Source organism: Streptomyces sp. NPDC006798 (assembly GCF_040635975.1).
Lineage (GTDB): Bacteria > Actinomycetota > Actinomycetes > Streptomycetales > Streptomycetaceae > Streptomyces.
In genome coordinates this window covers 16,087-30,423 of sequence record NZ_JBEYIS010000075.1, presented here as the reverse complement: position 1 = coordinate 30,423, position 14,337 = coordinate 16,087, and the positions used below count along the sequence as shown (strand labels likewise).

General features: G+C 74.0%; 14 protein-coding genes. 7 read left to right on the top strand and 7 right to left on the bottom strand.

The window, feature by feature from the left end; genetic code table 11:
• Positions 1 to 301: 301 nt before the first annotated feature.
• Positions 302 to 1,357 carry an aminotransferase class V-fold PLP-dependent enzyme gene (locus tag ABZ714_RS32110; RefSeq protein ID WP_358828885.1) on the bottom strand — a complete coding sequence of 352 codons (1,056 nt, stop codon included), beginning with the start codon at positions 1,355 to 1,357 and terminating at the stop codon, positions 302 to 304.
• A 364-nt stretch (positions 1,358 to 1,721) separates the two neighbouring features.
• Positions 1,722 to 2,360 (bottom strand): DsbA family oxidoreductase, encoded by a 639-nt coding sequence (locus ABZ714_RS32105; RefSeq protein ID WP_358828884.1) that lies wholly within the window; start codon positions 2,358 to 2,360, stop codon positions 1,722 to 1,724.
• A 238-nt stretch (positions 2,361 to 2,598) separates the two neighbouring features.
• On the opposite strand from ABZ714_RS32105, the gene ABZ714_RS32100 reads away from it, so the two are divergent.
• The 5 genes from ABZ714_RS32100 to ABZ714_RS32080 all read left to right on the top strand — a co-directional run bounded on the left by ABZ714_RS32100 (position 2,599) and on the right by ABZ714_RS32080 (position 8,980).
• Positions 2,599 to 3,864, top strand: a complete 1,266-nt coding sequence (locus ABZ714_RS32100) for a histidine kinase (RefSeq protein WP_358828883.1) — start codon at positions 2,599 to 2,601, stop codon at positions 3,862 to 3,864.
• Positions 3,865 to 3,872: 8 nt separating this feature from the next.
• Entirely contained in the window at positions 3,873 to 4,586 is a 714-nt protein-coding gene (locus ABZ714_RS32095; RefSeq protein WP_358828886.1) for a response regulator transcription factor, read from the top strand.
• 184 nt (positions 4,587 to 4,770) lie between these two features.
• Positions 4,771 to 6,216 (top strand): penicillin-binding transpeptidase domain-containing protein, encoded by a 1,446-nt coding sequence (locus ABZ714_RS32090; protein ID WP_358828882.1) that lies wholly within the window; start codon positions 4,771 to 4,773, stop codon positions 6,214 to 6,216.
• A gap of 182 nt (positions 6,217 to 6,398) precedes the next feature.
• Positions 6,399 to 7,631 carry an MFS transporter gene (locus ABZ714_RS32085; RefSeq protein ID WP_358828881.1) on the top strand — a complete coding sequence of 411 codons (1,233 nt, stop codon included), beginning with the start codon at positions 6,399 to 6,401 and terminating at the stop codon, positions 7,629 to 7,631.
• Between the two features lie 71 nt (positions 7,632 to 7,702).
• Positions 7,703 to 8,980, top strand: coding sequence for a TerD family protein (locus ABZ714_RS32080; RefSeq protein ID WP_358828880.1), 1,278 nt, complete (start codon positions 7,703 to 7,705; stop codon positions 8,978 to 8,980).
• Between the two features lie 4 nt (positions 8,981 to 8,984).
• Here the strand turns inward: ABZ714_RS32080 and ABZ714_RS32075 are convergent, their stop codons facing one another.
• The 4 genes from ABZ714_RS32075 to ABZ714_RS32060 are packed head-to-tail and all read right to left on the bottom strand — an operon-like array spanning position 8,985 to position 10,232.
• On the bottom strand, positions 8,985 to 9,173 hold the full coding sequence (locus ABZ714_RS32075; protein ID WP_358828879.1) for a hypothetical protein: 189 nt from the start codon (positions 9,171 to 9,173) through the stop codon (positions 8,985 to 8,987).
• Between the two features lie 2 nt (positions 9,174 to 9,175).
• A complete protein-coding gene (locus ABZ714_RS32070; protein ID WP_358828878.1) occupies positions 9,176 to 9,379 on the bottom strand; it encodes a hypothetical protein in 204 nt (67 codons plus the stop codon).
• Positions 9,376 to 9,534 carry a hypothetical protein gene (locus tag ABZ714_RS32065; protein ID WP_358828877.1) on the bottom strand — a complete coding sequence of 53 codons (159 nt, stop codon included), beginning with the start codon at positions 9,532 to 9,534 and terminating at the stop codon, positions 9,376 to 9,378. Before ABZ714_RS32065 ends, ABZ714_RS32070 begins: the two co-directional genes overlap by 4 nt.
• Positions 9,531 to 10,232, bottom strand: coding sequence for an NUDIX hydrolase (locus ABZ714_RS32060; protein ID WP_358828876.1), 702 nt, complete (start codon positions 10,230 to 10,232; stop codon positions 9,531 to 9,533). Before ABZ714_RS32060 ends, ABZ714_RS32065 begins: the two co-directional genes overlap by 4 nt.
• A 115-nt stretch (positions 10,233 to 10,347) precedes the next feature.
• Here ABZ714_RS32060 and ABZ714_RS32055 point away from each other — a divergent pair, with 115 nt between their 5' ends.
• Positions 10,348 to 11,700, top strand: coding sequence for a hypothetical protein (locus tag ABZ714_RS32055; RefSeq protein WP_358828875.1), 1,353 nt, complete (start codon positions 10,348 to 10,350; stop codon positions 11,698 to 11,700).
• A 66-nt stretch (positions 11,701 to 11,766) separates the two neighbouring features.
• Entirely contained in the window at positions 11,767 to 12,663 is an 897-nt protein-coding gene (locus ABZ714_RS32050) for a glycosyltransferase (RefSeq protein ID WP_358828874.1), read from the top strand.
• A gap of 19 nt (positions 12,664 to 12,682) precedes the next feature.
• On the opposite strand, the gene ABZ714_RS32045 is transcribed toward ABZ714_RS32050, so the two are convergent.
• Positions 12,683 to 14,125, bottom strand: coding sequence for a hypothetical protein (locus tag ABZ714_RS32045; protein WP_358828873.1), 1,443 nt, complete (start codon positions 14,123 to 14,125; stop codon positions 12,683 to 12,685).
• Between the last annotated feature and the right edge of the window lie 212 nt (positions 14,126 to 14,337).

Here is a 14,337-nt window from a genome sequence, read left to right as displayed (position 1 = left end):
GGTACGCCCCCTGGGCTCCGCCCGGGAGGTGCCCCCACCCGCGCCGCCAGGCGCAGGGGGCCGTAGGCGACCGACGACAACGCGGCGAGGCGCGGCACCAGGGCACGCGAGCCCAGCAAGATCCGTCAGACACGCCCCTAGGGCGTGTCCCGTCATCCCCGGCGGGCGCACGGCGACAGCTACGGCACTTCGCCGCGTTGTTGAATCGTCCGAATACGCCCAGTATGAGGACGACTCCCCGCCGTGCGACGCACCGCATCTGACGCCGTGCGCTGATCCGCCGCGGATGACGGGGCAGCCCTCAGGCCGGGGGCGTGGCGCCGTCCAGGACCGCGAGCAGCCGGTCGACATGGGCGGGCGTGTTGTAGAGATGGAACGAGGCCCGCAGATTCCCGGCCCGGGCGGACGTCACGACCCCGGCGGCGGCCAGCTCCGGCACCCGGTCCGCGAGTCCGGGTACGGCGACGATCGCGGACTCCCCCGGCAGCGGCGCGTACCCCCGCTCGGCCAGCCCTTCCCGCAGCCGCCCGGCCAGCGCCGTCACCCGCCGGAACACCGCGTCCGCCCCGGCCTCCTCCAGGACCGCGAGGGATCCGGCGGCGGCGTGGAAGGTCAGATAGGCCGGTGACTCGTCGAACCGCCGCGCGGTGGTGGCGAGCCCGGCCGGAGGTCCGTAGAGCGCTCCGTCCACCGTGGCGAATACCCCCGGGAACAGCGGCTCCAGGGTCCCCCGCGACTCTTCCGTGACGGTCAGGAACGACAGCCCGCGCGGCGCGAGCAGGAACTTGTACGCCACGGTGACCGTGTAGTCCCACTCCCCCGCGCGCCACGGCAGCCAGCCCGCCGACTGGCTCGCGTCCAGCAGGGTCCGCGCACCGTGCGCGGCCGCCGCCGCCCGCACCGCCGCGAGATCCGCGACCCGGCCGTCGGCGGACTGCGCGGCGGAGAACGCGACCAGGGCCGTACCGGGACGGATCGCCTCCGCGAGACCTTCCAGCGGTACGAAACGGGTCTTGAGGTCGCCGCGCACGGCGAAGGGCGCGATCACCGAGGCGAACTCCCCCTCGGGAAAGAGGACCTCCGCGCCCGGCGGCAGCGATCTGGCCACCAGCCCGACGGCCGTCGAGAGGGACCCGCCGACGGCCACCCGGTCGGCGTCCGTCCCCGCGAGCCGGGCGAAAGCGGCGCGTACGGCGGTCACGGTCCCGTACTCCCCGGCACCGCCCGGCCGCCCGGCCGCCAGCTCGTCGGTCAGCGCCCGCACGGCGGTGACGGCACGGTGCGGCAGAACGCCGCAGGAGGAGGTGTTGAGATACGTCGTACGCAGCCCGAACTCGCTCCGGACAAGATTCTCCATCCGCCCACCCTGCGGCGCCGTTCCCCGGAGGTCAACCCGGTGCGGCCCGTCACCCCTCCCGGGCGCCCCGGCCCTCCGGGTGAGCGCCACAACCCGGCCTGCGCCCGGCGACCGACCCTTGTACGCGGTCTGCGGACCGCCTGTGGCTTGTCGCGCAGTTCCCCGCGCCCCTGGTTGCCCTCCTCGCCGTCATTGGTAAGAGGCGGCCCCCTCACCGGGGGCGGTGCCCTCTTCAGGCACGGTGCTGGGGAGAGCATTCAGGGGCGCGGGGAACTGCGCGAGCAACCCACGACGGTCCGCATACCGCGAACAACATCAGGCCGCCGGGCGCTGCCCGGAGAGGCGTGACCCCGCCCGGGAGGGGCTACCGCGCGGACCACGCCCGTTCCAGCGCCTGGGTGAAGAGCTCGACCGGCTGCGCGCCCGAGACTCCGTAGCGCTGGTCGAAGACGAAGAAGGGGACCCCTCGCGCGCCCAGCTCCGCCGCGTCCCGTTCGTCCGCGCGGACCTCGTCCGCGTAGGCCGAGCGGTCGGCGACCACCGCGCGTACCTCCGTCTCGTCCAGTCCGGCCTCGACGGCGACGCCGATCAGGACCTCGTCGTCGTAGACGGACCGCTCGTCGGCGAAGTTGACCCGGTAGACCAGGTCCAGCAGCGCGCTCTGGCGGCCCCTGGCCTTCGCCAGGTGGAGCACCCGGTGGATGTCGAAGCTGTTGCCGTGGTCGCGGTGCGCGGTGTCGTACGGCAGCCCGTCGGCGCGGGCGGTGGCGGCGATCTGCTCCTCCATGCCGCGCGCCTCGTCCTCCGTACGCCCGTACTTCTCGCTCAGGATCTCGACCACCGGAACGGTCTCCCCCTTGGGCCGGTCGGGGTCGAGCTCGAACGACCGGTGCACCACCTCGACCTCGTCGCGGCCGGCGAACTCCGCCAGCCCCCGCTCGAAGCGTGCCTTCCCGATGTAACACCAGGGACAGGCGATATCGCTCCAGATCTCGACGCGCATCACGACCGTCTCCCCGCCTCTCTCTCGCCGTCCGACTTCTCGGTTCTTCGGCTCTTCGGCACTTCCGCTCTTCGGCTCGGCTCAACATCCCCCGGGCCCGGCGCATTCCCGTCCGGCCCCGCGAGCCGCCGCGCGGCCCCACCCCGCGCCCCTGCCGCGCGGCGGCACCCCGCGGCCCCTCGCGTCGGCCGCCGCCCGGCCGTTCGTACTGGTCGGGGGCATGGCAGAGTCTGCCCTCATGGGACGACGGGGGATCTTCGGGCGCCGGGCCAGGGCGCGCTGGCTGCATCTGATACTGGGCGGCGCCCTGTTCATGCCGTTCTGGCTTCTTTCGTCGGTGATCTGGTCGCCGGTCGTCACGTCCGGCGGGCTGTTCGGCTCCTCGGTCTCCGCCCAGTTCACCGCGTATGCGCTGGGCCTGCCGCTGACCGCGGTCGTAGGTCTGGCGGCCCCGGTCAGGCCCCTGTCGGTGGCCGCCGCGCGGGGCCTGTGCGGGCTGCCGGACGAGTCGTTCGCGGAGGGTCCCGCGCGGTCCCGGGCCGCCCGGACCCGGTCGGCGGGCTGGTTCTTCCTGCATACCGGGCTCGGCGCGCTGATCAGCGGGGCGACGCTCGCCCTGCCGCCGTTCGCGGTGGCGGTGATCCTGGTGCCGTTCTTCCCGGGCCTGCGGTCCGCGATGCGGGTCCCGGACTATCCGGTGGTGGCGCTCGCCCTCTTCCCGGTGGCGGGCGCGGCCATGCTGGTCGCCCTGGCGGCCTGTGCGGCGGCTGCCGGATACGTACTGGCCAGGGCCGCCCCCGTACTGCTGGGCCCGACCCCGGCGGACCGGCTGGCGGTGGCCGAGCGGCGGGCCACGGAGCTGGCGGAACGCAACCGGATCGCGCGGGAGCTGCACGATTCGGTGGGGCACGCGCTGAGCGCCGTGACGCTCCAGGCGGGTGCCGCGCGGCGGCTGCTGGACCGCGATCCGCAGTTCGTCCGGGAGGCCCTGGCGGATATCGAGGAGACCGCCCGCCGGACGGTGGGCGAGCTGGACGCGGTCCTCGGGCTGCTGCGCGACGACGGCCCCCCCGGCGGCGACGGCCCCGGCGGCCCGACACTGGCCGATCTGGACGGGCTGCTGAGCCGGGGCGGCGTCCCGGTGACGGTGGAGCGCTCGGGCGACTGCGGCACCGTACCGGTACCGGTGTCCCGGGAGGCGTACCGGATCGTCCAGGAGGGTTTGAGCAATGTCCTGCGGCACGCCGGGCCGGTCCCGGTGTCCCTGACCATCGCCGTACAAGAAGAGGAGCTGGAGATCACGATGGAGAATCCGCTGCCGGACCGGCGTCCGGTGGTCCGCCCCGGCGGGGGCCGCGGGCTGCGCGGCGTCACCGAGCGGGCCGTGCTGCTGGGCGGGGTGTCCGAGGCGGGCGCCCGGGAGGCCGAGGGGGTGTGGCGGCTGTACGCGGCGCTGCCCCTGGCCGCCCGGCGCGGCGAGCGGATCGGGGAGGGCGGCCGGTGAGCGGCGAAGTGACGGGCCCGGCGGCGGACACCGGCGCGGGCACGGGCGAAGGTGCCCCCGCGCCGATCCGGATCGTCGTCGCCGACGACGAGCGCATGGTCCGGACGGCCCTGCGGGCGATCCTCTCGGCCGAACCGGATCTCGCTGTGATCGGCGAGGCCGTGGACGGCGCCGAGGCGGTGTCGGTCGTCCGGGAGCTGGCCCCCGACGTGGTGCTGATGGACGTCCGGATGCCCGGGATCGACGGCATCCGGGCCACCGAGCGGATCCTCGCCGACGCGCCTGGGACGGGCGGAACGCCGCGGATCCTGGTGGTGACGACGTTCGAGAACGACGCCTATGTGTACGACGCGCTGCGCGCGGGCGCCGCCGGCTTTCTGCTGAAGCGCGCGGCGGCGGAGGACCTGGTGGCGGCGGTCCGGCTGGTGGCCCGGAGCGATTCGCTGCTCTTCCCGTCGGCGCTCCGGTCGCTGGCCGCCTCGTACGGCGGCCCGGCGGCCGGTTCGCCGCCGCCGTGGGCGGCCCGGCTGACCGAGCGGGAGGCGGACGTCCTGCGGCTGATGGCGACGGGGCTGACCAACGCGGAGATCGCCGGGCGGATGGCGATCGGCCCGGCGACGGTGAAGACCCATGTGGCGTCGGTGCTGGCGAAGACGGGCACCCGGGACCGTACCCAGGCGGTGATCGCGGCGTACGAGTCGGGCTTCGTCTCGCCCCGCTGACGGTACGCGCGCACCGGGGTCCGGCCCGCTCCGCACCGGGCTCCGGGGCGCGACGGCCGGGCCCCGGACCACCGGGCCCGGCCCCCCGACATGTCCCGCGCCGGACTTCCGTCCCGGTCGGCGCCCCGCCCGGGACATGTCAGGGGGGAACCTTCGCGGGGGCGCCGGTCGTCTACCGGACGGGATGAACAAGACGATCAGACACACCGCCGTCTTCAGCCTGCTGCTGGTGCTCGCCCTGCTCCTCCGGGCCACCTGGGTACAGGCGTACGACGCGGAGGCACTCGCGGACAACGACCACAACCGGCGCCAGGTCATCGACCAGTACGCCCGGCCGCTGGGCGACATCGTGGTGGCCGGGACCCCGGTCACGGGCTCGAAGCGGAGCGGATCCGGGGATCTGGCCTATCAGCGGACCTACCCGGAGGGCGGTCTGTACGCGGCGGTCACCGGCTACAGCTCGCAGGCGTACGGCTCCACCCAGCTGGAGGGCATCCACAGCGGTGTCCTGGACGGCACCGACGACCGGCTGAAGGACCCGGTGGACGCGCTCACCAGAGCCCAGCAGGAGCCGGGTGATGTGCTGACGACCATCGATCCGGCGGTGCAGGAGGCCGCCTTCGGGGCTCTGGGCGACGCCAAGGGCGCGGCGGTGGCCGTGGAACCGGACACCGGCAGGATCCTCGGCCTGGTCAGCACCCCCTCGTACGACCCGTCGGCGATCGCCGGTACCACCGACGGCGAGGCGTGGCGGAAACTGCTGGACGATCCGGACAAGCCCCTGGTCAACCGGGCGCTGAGGCAGCCGCTGGCACCGGGCTCCACCTTCAAACTGGTGGTGGCCGCCGCCGCCCTGGAGAAGGGGCTGTACGGGTCGGTGGACGAGTCGACGGCCAGCCCGATGCCGTACACACTGCCGCTGACGACGAAGCCGCTGCCGAACGACATCGCGAACGCGCCCTGCGAGGACGCCTCCATCCGGACCGCCCTGCGCTGGTCGTGCAACAACGTCTTCGCGAAGATGGCCATCGACCTGGGCCAGGACGAGGTGCGGGCGATGGCCGAGAAGTTCGGCTTCAACTCGGAGCCGGAGGTCCCGGTCCGGGCGTACGAGAGCGTCTACCCGCAGGGGCTCGACGCGCCGCAGACGGGGCTGACCGGGATCGGCCAGTTCGATGTCACCGCCACCCCGCTCCAGATGGCGCTGGTCTCGGCGGCGATCGCCCATGACGGCGTCCTCAAGGCCCCGCACATGGTCTCCCAGGTCGTGGACTCGGAGGGCACGGTCCTCGACTCCTACGACGGCGGCAAGGGCGAGCGGATCCTCTCCGAGGAGACGGCCGGACAGCTGCGGGACGCGATGGTGACGGTGGTCGAGGACGGTACGGCGTCGAACGCCCGGGTCCCGGGTGTCGAGGTCGGCGGCAAGACGGGTACCGCGCAGCGGGGCGTCGACAACAGCGGCAAGCCGTACGCCTGGTTCACCTCCTACGGCACGGACCGCGACAGCGGGAAGCAGGTCGCGGTCGCCGTGGTGATCGAGGACGCGGGCGGCCCCCGTGCCGAGGTCAGCGGCAACGGTCAGGCGGCGCCGGTGGCTCAGAAGATCATGGCGGCCGCGCTGAAGTGACCCGCGGCGCCACGGCGGGGTAGGGCAGGGGGTTCCCCGTCCTACCCCGCTTTCCGTTCTCCGCCGGCGCCGGGATAGGGCGTATGCCCGATCCGCGAGGGGGTCCTTAGCGACCAGGCTGGTCCTGCGGGCGGCCCGGCGGCTGCTCCGGTGCCGGGTGGTGGCGGACGGGGGGTGCACGGATGGTGTGGGGCGCGGCGGCGGTACTGCGCGACCGGAACGCCCGGCTCTGTCTCGGCGGTGTCGTCGTCTCCGGCTTCGGCACGTCGGCGTTGTGGCTGGTCGCCGGGATCTGGGTGAAGGATCTGACCGGTTCCGACGCCCTCGCCGCGCTCACCGCCTTCACGATGTGGGCGCCGATGCTGATCGCCCCGCTGCTGGGCGCGGTCGCCGACCGGGTCCGCCGCCGACCGCTGCTGATCGCCCTCGATCTGGCGTCGGCCGCCCTGCTGCTGCCGCTGCTCCTGGTCGACTCGGCCGACCGGATATGGCTGCTCTTCACCGTCCTCGTGCTGTACGGCGTCTGCGGGGTGATCCACGACGCGGCCGAGACGGCGCTGGTGCCCTCGGTGGTCGGCGACCGGCTGCTGGGCGACTTCAACGGGCTGCGGCTCACCGCGAACGAGGGCACGAAGCTCCTGGCCCCGCTCTTGGCGGCCGGTCTCTTCGCCGCGTACGGCGGGGCTCCCGTCGTGCTCGCCGACATCGCCACGTTCCTGGCCGCCGCCTGGCTCTTCCTTCTGCTGCGGATCCGCGAACCGGGCCCGGCCCGGGCGCGCGGCGGCACCGCCGAGGGCCTGCGCGTGATCCGCCGCTCCCCCGCCGTCCGCCCCCTGATCCTCGCGGGCTCGGTGACGATGCTGCTCGCCGGGGTCAACGGCGCGCTGATCCACTCCGTCGCCGACTCCGTTCTCGACCGCTCCCCCGCCTTCGTCGGTGTCCTCTACGCGGCCCAGGGCGCGGGCTCGGTCCTGACCGGCCTGCTCACCGGCCCCCTGCTGCGCCGAATACCGGAACACCTCTTCGCGGCGGCCGGTACGGCGCTCTTCGCGATCGGCGCCGGGGCCCGCTCCCTGCCGTCCGACGCCGTGGCCCTGGCGGCGAGCACGGCCGTCGGCCTCGGCCTGCCGTGCGTCCTGGTCGCGGCGATGACGGCGGTCCAGCGCCACACCCCCGAACGGTCCCTGGGCCGTACGGCGGCGACCGCGAGCACCCTCCTCTACGCCCCGAACGCGGTGGCCCTCGCCCTCGGCGCCGGACTGATCACGGTCCTGGACGTCCGGACGATCCTCCCGGTGGTGGGCGTCGCGGGACTGATCACGGCCCTGCTGCTGGCCCGGACCCCGGCCCGCCGTCCGGACCGGGGCACCGGCACACCCCGTCCCGTTACCTCCCGGTGTGCTCCCGGAGAGTGAAAGGCGGCGGCGGACGGAACCGGACGCGAGGGTAAGGGAACGGCAAAGCGGTCCCGGTCGTTACTTCTGGCATGACCGCAATGACCCCCGGCTCGAACATTCCACTGTCCGCCCCCCGCGTGGCGGTGGACGTCGCCGCGCCCGTGCGGCTCGACGTTTCGGGCCTGCTTCTCACCGCCGACGGCAAGGTGCGCTCCGACGCCGACTTCATCTTCTACAACCAGCCCTCGGGCCCCGGGGTGACCTATCGCTCCGGCGGCGGGGCCGCCCCGGACGCGATCGTGGTGGACACCGCCGCCGTACCGCCGGGGATCGAGAAGATCGTCGTCACGGCGAGCCCGGACGCGGCGGGTCAGACCTTCCAGGGCGTCGAGCCCACGGCGACCGTCCGCGACGGTGACAGCGGGGCGGCGCTGGCGACCTTCACACCGCCGCGACTGGGCGCGGAGACGGCGCTGGTCGTCATGGAGATCTACCGGCGCAACGGCGTGTGGAAGGTCCGTGCCGTGGGCCAGGGGTACGCCAACGGCCTGGCGGGGATCGCCACCGACTTCGGGGTCTCGGTGGACGAGGAGCCCGCCGCCCCGGCCCCGCAGGCTCCCGCCCCGCAGGCCCCGGCCGCCCCGGTGACGCCGCCGCCCGCGCCGCCCGCCCCGACCCGGGCGTACGCCAACTCCACCGCCCCGACCCAGCCCGGATTCACGCCTCCGGCAGTCGACCCCCGGACCGCCGCGGCACCGCCCGCGCCGCCCGCTCCCCCGGCCGGGTCCGGCAAGATCAATCTGGACAAGGGCCGGGTCAACCTCCAGAAGAACCAGACGGTGTCCCTGGTCAAGGGCGGCCGTCCGCTGCTCTCCCAGGTCAAGATGGGCCTCGGCTGGGAGCCCGCGTACCGGGGCAAGGACATCGACCTCGATGCCTCCGTGATCGCCTACGGCCCCCAGCGGAACCATCTGGACAGCTGCTACTTCGGCAAGCTGACCATTCTCAACGGCTCCGTCAAGCACTCCGGCGACAACCTCACGGGCGAGGGCGCGGGCGACGACGAGGTGATCACGGTCGACCTGGGCCGGCTGCCCGCCGACGCCACCGGCCTGGTCTTCACGGTGAACTCGTTCTCCGGCCAGAAGTTCACCGAGGTCGCCAAGGCGTACTGCCGGCTGCTGGACGCGGCGACGGGTGAGGAGCTGGTCCGCTTCGACCTGACCACCGCCGAGCCCCAGACGGGCGTGATGATGGCCAAATTGATTCGCCAGTATTCGGGCGAATGGGAGATGACGGCCATGGGCGACTTCGTGAAGTCCCGTACGGTCCGCGGCATGGTGAAGCCCGCGGCCCAGGCGCTGTAGCGCGTCAGCGGTCTCGCTCCGGCGCGGGGGCCCCGGCCTCCGCGCCGCCCGGCTGTCCGGGCATGCACCGTGCGCAGAGATACATGGCGGGTCGGGCGCCGGAGGCGCCGTCGTCCCACCAGATGCGGTGCTCGTCCGTGCCGGGTACGGGGCCGCAGCAGCGCTGGCACCGCTCGATACCGGTGTCGGCCATGTCTATCGGGTTCCCTTCCCGGCCCGCGCGGCGGCGGTGATCCGGTCGATGGCCGCCCGCATGAACGGGGTGACGGGCACGGTCACGACCGGCCCGGCCGGTGTGGGGCGGCCGGGCCGGTCCGGGCAGATGTCGTTCCCGCACCGGCACGGCGGCCAGGCGCGTTCGTCGGCGGCGGGCGGGGACGGCTCGTTGTGCTGTGTCATGTCGACTCCCTTTCCTGTTCGGATGCCTCGTCGGATGCGGCGAGTTCGGGTCGTTCGATATCGGCCTCGGCCCGGGCGACCACGGTGACGGCGGCCGGCCCCGCGAGCACGGCGGCCCAGAGGACGACACCGGCCCCCACCCCGTCGCCGGTCACCGGGCCGCCTTCCGCTCGGCCGCGTAGAGCGCGAGGGTCTCCACCAGCCCGGCCGGCCGGACCAACGCGACGCCCGGGTCCTCGACCACCCGCCGGACGTACCGCACGGTGTCGAGCACGACCCGCCGGTGCGAGCCGCGAAGACTCCGCCCGTACGCCTCCCCGGGGACGGCCAACGCCGCGGCGTACTCCCGAAGCCGGTGCCGCAGCGCGTCGGCATCGGCCTCCGCCGGAGCCGCACGGGCGAGCCGTACGTCCGCCGCGACCTCGCCGAGATCGATGCCGTCGGCCGCCGGGAGGCCCGCGAGGTACTGCCCCACCGGCGGGTACGGATCCCCCAAGTACCGGTGCAGGGCGTCCCGGTCCACCCAGAGGACCGCGCCGATCTCACCCGGCGCGGCCACGCGGTGCCGGGTACTCGTCCCCCGGGCGACCGCGCACACCACATACGCGACGTTCCGCCCCGACACCGGATGCGTCCGCGTACCCAAGAGCCGACCAGGCGTCACGACCAGCCCGGTCTCCTCCCGCACCTCCCGCACGGCCGCCGCCTCCGGCGTCTCGCCCGGCTCGATCCACCCGCCGGGGAAGGCCCAGCCGGACGGCTCGTTGATCCGGCGGACGAGCAGCACGCACCCGTCCGCGCGGGGCACGACGCCCACGGCGACGGCAGGCCGGGGCGCTGGAAGGTCGTTCACGGGGTGACTCCGTTCCTCGATGGCTTGTCATCACTCAACTCCTTTACGTGACCTCCGGGTAAGGAGCAGAGTTGAAGCACCGGTTGAACAGGTTGAACGCGCCCCGGGGGTAGCCATGCCACGACGGCCACGTACACCGAATTCCGCACTCGCGCGGGTGATGCGGAGCGGCCCGATCGGGAACGCGCAGCTCGCGCGCCGGGTCAACGCCGTCGGCCGGGAGTTCGGTGTTCCGCTCAGCTATGACAAGACCACCGTGTCCCACTGGCTCGCCGGATCCGTCCCCAGGCCCGAAGCCCGCCGGGTGATCGCCGAGGCCCTGTCCCGACTCCTCGGACGCCCCATGGGCTGCGCGCAGATCGGCTGGCCCGGCACGGACGGCGACCAGCCGGGGGAACGCGATGCCGCGGCGGGAGTGATCGACCTGAGCCGAGCGGACATGGATCCCACCCGCAGAGGGGTGGTCAAGACCGGGATGTACGCGGCCGCGGTCACCGTGCCCGCGTTCGCCGATGTCGCCTCCGCCGCCGAGCGCCCCGCTCCGGCCGCGGCCGGACGCACCGTGCGCATCGGAACCGGCGATGTCGAGACCGTACGGACGATGACCACGCATATCGCCGGCATCCTCGATCAGGTGGGCGCCGGACACGCCCGCCCCATGGCCGCCGCGTTCATCACCAACACCGTCGGCCCGTACCTCCGTGCCTCCGGCACCGAACGGACCCGGCGGCGGATGAAGTCGGCCGCCGCCGGCCTCGTCTATCTCACCGGATGGATGGCCATGTACGAGGGCGCGCAGGGGCTCGGGCAGCAGTACTACCTACGCGCCCTGGAACTCGCGGGCGCGGCCGACGACCACATCACCTACTGCCGGACCCTGCGCGGGATGAGCCTCCAGGCCACTCATCTCGGGCACGGAGCCAAGGGCCTCGAACTCGCGGACGCCGCCGCCGAAGCGGCGCCCGTCTCCGGGCCGCGTCTCGTCGCCTTTCTCCGTGGGCAGCAGGCGGCAGCCGCCGCGATGACCGGCGACGGCCACACCGCACGGGCGCGGCTCCGCGAGACGGAATCCGCCCTCTCCCGGGCCGACGACCGCCGGGACGCGGTCGGCGGCTACGACCGGGCAGCCTTCCACTTCCACGAGGGGCAGGTCCGCTGGCACCTCGGCGAGCGCGCCGAATCGATCGCGAGCCTCCGCCGGGCGAACGCCGCCCGCTCCCCCCTGGAACGCGAAGGGCGGCTCCACTGCCTCGGTGTGATCGCCGAACGCCAGATCCGGATGCGCCACGTCGAGGCCGCGTGCGGGACCTGGGAGATGTTCCTGGACGAGTACATGTCGATCTCGTCGGCCCGGGGCGACGAACACCTGAGCACCCTGCTCCGGGCGCTGCCCGCGTACCGCCCCGTCCCCGGCGTCCGGGACCTGGAGGACCGGGCCCGGCATGTGGCATCCCTCAAATCTCCATGACGTGAACGGCCCAGGCCCCGGCGGGGGCGCCTACGACCCCATGCCGCTCCGCCACCGCGAACGACCATGAGCTGCCTCGTGAAGGACCACATGGACACCCCCACCCTCGGCGTCGTCGTCCTGACCATGGGCGATCGGCCCACCGAACTCCGCGCCCTGCTCGACTCCGTGCTGGCGCAGGACGATCGGAGCGCCTCGGTCGTCGTCCTCGGACAGGGCACGGCGCTGCCCCCGCTCCCCGACGGGGTCGCGGGTGTGGAGCTGCCGGAGAACCTGGGGATTCCCGGCGGACGAAACGCCGGGGTGGAGTGGGCCAGGGAGCGCGGCGCGGAGGTCGTGGTCGTCCTGGACGACGACGGGCTGCTCCCCGACACCACCACCCTGCGGCGGGTCCGGGAAGCCTTCGCCGCCGATCCCCGGCTGGGGATCGTGAGCTTCCGTGTCGCGGACGAACAGGGGGAGACCCAGCGGAGGCACATTCCCCGCCCCGGCGCCGCCGACCCGATGGTGTCCGGGCCGGTCACCACCTATCTCGGCGGCGGGCACGCCATTCGGATGGCCACCGCCGACCAGGTAGGCGACTTCCCCACCCCGTTCTTCTACGCGCACGAGGAGAACGACTTCGCCTGGCGTGCCCTCGACGCGGGGTGGGACATCCACTACCGGGCCGACCTCGTACTCCGGCACCCTCGTACCGCGCCGTCCCGGCATGCCGTCTACTACCGCAACACCGGCCGGAATCGGGTCTGGCTGGCGAAACGCCGCCTGCCCGCCGCCCTGGTGCCCGTGTATCTGGCGGCCTGGGCGGCGTACACGCTGACGCAGAGGCCGCCGAAGGAAGGGCTCAAGGCGTGGTGGGCCGGATTCTTCGAGGGCGTACGGACCCCGTGCCCGCCGAGGCGGCCGATGCGGTGGCGGACCGTGTGGCGGACGACCCGGCTGGGACGCCCGCCCGTGATCTGACCGCCCCTCGTACGAACTCTCAGCCGCCCTGGCGCGAGCGGGCCCGGAACGCCGCCTTGCGGGCTTCCTTGGCGAACCGCTTCTCCGGGTGCAGGCGGCCCATCGCCTCCAGGACGTCCGCCGTCGCCGGGTGGTCGACCCGCCAGGCCGCGTCGAGGAAGCCGGTGTGGGTGCCCGTCAGGCCCTGGACGAGGCCCTGGAGCTCCTCCAGTTCACCACCGGCGTCGAGCTGGGCGGCGATGGTGTCGACGGAGAGCCAGAAGATCATCTCCTCGGAGGGCGCGGGGACGTCGGACGCGCCGCGTTCGGTGAGCCAGACCCGGGCCAGGCCGCCCAGCTCGGGGTCGTCGAGGACCGCGCGGACCTCCGGCTCGCCCTCCGGGCCGATCAGGGTGAGCGCCTGCTGGCAGCTGAGCCGGCGCAGCGGGGCGCCCTCGTCCCGGCCCCGGGCGGCGGCGAGGAGTTCGCGGGTGGCGGTGGCGGGCTCGTGCCGGGCGAGCCACCGCTCGGTCTCGGCCCTGGCGGCGGACTCCGGGTAGTGGGCGAGTCCGTCGAGCAGTACGTCGGCGCCCTTTCCGGCCAGATCGCCGACGGCCGGGGCGTCCACCCCGGCCTCCAGCATCCGGGCCCGGACGCCGTAGAGGCCGAGGGGCGTGAGCCGGACCAGTCCGTACCGGGAGACGTCCTCGTCGTCGATCTCGTCGGGGGTGTCGTCGCCCGCCTCCGCCATCAGCTCCTCGTCGACGGGCCGGTAGTCGACCAGCCCGACGCCCTCCAGCAGCCGGAACTGGTCGTCGAGCCGGACCATCGCGGTGGAGACCTGCTCCAGTACGTCGTCCGTGGGCTCGCCCATGTCGTCGGGGACGATCATCGAGGCGGCGAGCGCGGGCAGCGGGACCGGCTCGTCGGCGCCGTCGGCGAGGGTGAGCAGATAGAGATTGCCGAGCACCCCGTCGAGGAACTCGGCCTCCCCCTCCGGGTCCCAGTCGAGTGCGTCGTAGTCGAGGTCGCCGTTCTCGCCGACGAGGTCCGCGAGATCGTCCAGTACGGGCGCGATGGCGTCGGCGTGCGCCGCCTCCAGCGTCTCCAGCCAGACCCCGAGGACGTCCTGGGGCGAGCCGGAGGTGATCAGCGCCAGCTGGTCGCCCGCCGTCGCGGTGCCGTAATCGGCCCCGTCGCCCTCCGGGTCCTCGACGGCCACGAGCCCCGCGTCGACGGCGGCGCGCCACGCCTCACTCGCATAGGCCTGGCCGTCGTCGTCGGGGGTCAGCCCGATCTCCGCCGCCGCGGCCGGGAGCAGTTCGTCGGCCAGCTCGCCCCCGGCGCCGACCCGGGTCCCGGGGCCCGCCCAGCGGGCCAGCCGGACGGCGCGGGAGAGCAGGGGCGAGGCGAGCGCGTCCCGGGCCAGCTCCGCGTCGGGACGCAGCATCACGGGCGGCAGGGTGGGACGGTCCTGGGGCATCGGGTGCTTCTCCTCGGAGGCGTACGGGGTCCGGGCATGGCCCCGGCGGCGGTTCCCCAGCGTAGACGTAATCGCCCCGCGAACGTCGCGCCGGGCGCCGCGCCCGGCGGCTGCCCCGCCCCCGCCCCCGCCCCTGTCCGACCTTTCCGGTGTCCACCGGCCGGCGTCCCGACCACCGGCCGCGGGCACCGTTCATCGCGGCGCGAAACCGG